Source organism: Finegoldia magna (assembly GCF_018371055.1).
Classification (GTDB): domain Bacteria; phylum Bacillota; class Clostridia; order Tissierellales; family Peptoniphilaceae; genus Finegoldia; species Finegoldia magna_I.
In genome coordinates, this window is the sequence record NZ_JAGYZD010000283.1 from 1 (window position 1) to 1,993 (window position 1,993).

A 1,993-nucleotide genomic window follows, 5' to 3' on the forward strand; every position below is an offset into this window, starting at 1 on the left:
AGAAGTTATTAAAGTTTCGGCAAAGTCAAAGGACTACCTAAATCCACTAGATATAAATATGAACTATGGAGATGGGGACGCACCTTTAAAGGATAAGGCAAATTTCATAATGTCTATGCTTGAACTTGTAGTAGGAGGATCTGGTCTTACTGCTGCAGAAAAATCAGTTATAGATAGGTGCTTACCAAAGATATATCAAAAATATTTTGAAGACCCAAAACCAGAAAATATGCCGATATTAGGAGATTTATACGATATGCTCCTATCTCAAGAAGAGGGAGTCGGTAGGAAGCTCGCAACAGAAATGGAAATTTATGTTAAGGGAAGTCTTAATGTATTTAATAATAGGTCAAATGTTGACCTAAATAGGCAACTGCTCTGTTTTGATATAAAAGAGCTAGGAACACAACTTAAAAAAATAGGTATGCTTGTAATTCAAGACCAAGTTTGGAACAAGGTTTCCCTAAATAGAGGAAGCAAGTCTACAAGATACTATATAGATGAGTTCCACCTTTTATTAAAAGATCCACAAACTGCTTCATATTCAGTAGAAATCTGGAAAAGATTTAGAAAATGGGGAGGTATTCCAACAGGCATAACTCAAAACGTAAAAGACCTTTTAACAAGTCAGGAAATTGAAAATATCTTTGACAATACAGACTTTGTTCTAATGTTAAATCAAGCATCTGGGGATAGAGATATTCTTGCTAAGAAATTAAAAATATCGCCTTATCAGTTAAACTATATTACTAATTCAAATGCAGGTGAAGGACTCTTATTCTTCGGAAATACTATTGTTCCATTTATAGATAAATTCCCTAAAGACACCATGCTATATAAGCTAATGACAACAAAACCAGAAGAAGCTAAGTAGGTGTGATATGGATAAAAAATTAAAAAAAGATTTTCAAAAGAAAATTATACGAAATAGGGACGCTCCTGAAAAGAATATGGATAGTAAACTTGTTCATTCAGATGATTATACCAATAAGATTATTAAGAATAAGGATAGGTTCGGAGATAAAATTTCAGAAAAAGAATCTAAACTTATTCATGAGAATGTATTAGCTAAAGATCAAAAACAAGATAAACTAAAAGATTTTCAGAAGTCTAAAAACAAGGAAAGAATCAGAAAAGAAGTTTTAGAAAATAAGGATAAGACTGAAGAAACAAAAAAAGCTAATCTTGAAATAAAGACAGATGATGTCTTTAAACTTGATGAAGACTTAGATGTAGACTTCAAAAATGTAAATTTTGATAGTGAAAACAGTAGAAATATTAATTCTAACAAATTAACAACAGATGATATTTCAGCTAAGGCTCAACCAATAAGTAATAAGAAGGCATCAAGTAAAAGACAAGTCCTTAAAAATTACGAGGATAAACTTATCCATAGTAAGGATAAATTCCAAGACAAAATTAACGAGAGAGAGTCTAAGCGAATCCACACAAGTGAAGATAAACCTATCGAAGCAAAGAAAAGTAAGAGAATATATAGAAAAGATAAGCTTGTTAAAGATGAAGTAAGCAAGAACGACGGTAATACTAATATCGATAAAAAGCAAAAGCAAAAACTTTATCAAGAAAAGAAGTTTAGAGATAAGGAAAAAATTTCTAAAGAAATAGATAAAGAAAATAAGCCAAGCGAAGTTGATACAGATAAGACTTTTGACAATTCTGAGCTTAAAGACAATAATCTTGAATTTATAAAAGATGAAAAGGAAACAAGCCTTAAACCTTCAGAACAAAAGAAAGTTAATAAAAAGAAGACTTACTACAAAAGAAAAAATTATGAGAGTGATAAATTCACTCGCAAGAAAATCGATGACTTAAAAAATGAATCTAAGAAAGTTACAAGAAAAGATTCTAAGAAAGCACAAGATGTTAAAGACTTTATATCAGATAAAAAGATTGGAGAGCTTGAAAAGTCTAAAAGTAAGCTAAAGGATAATATCTTAAATAATAAAACTAAAGGAAGTCTATCCTCTGGGGT

2 protein-coding genes are annotated in these 1,993 nt (G+C 30.3%); both read left to right on the forward strand.

What is annotated here, in order from left to right; translation table 11 throughout:
* On the forward strand, window positions 1-874 hold an 874-nt coding region (locus KHW44_RS09095; RefSeq protein WP_369680531.1), incomplete at its 5' end, for a VirB4-like conjugal transfer ATPase, CD1110 family.
* Window positions 875-881: 7 nt separating this feature from the next.
* A partial coding sequence (locus KHW44_RS09100; RefSeq protein ID WP_304068720.1) for a hypothetical protein occupies window positions 882-1,993 on the forward strand: 1,112 nt, incomplete at its 3' end.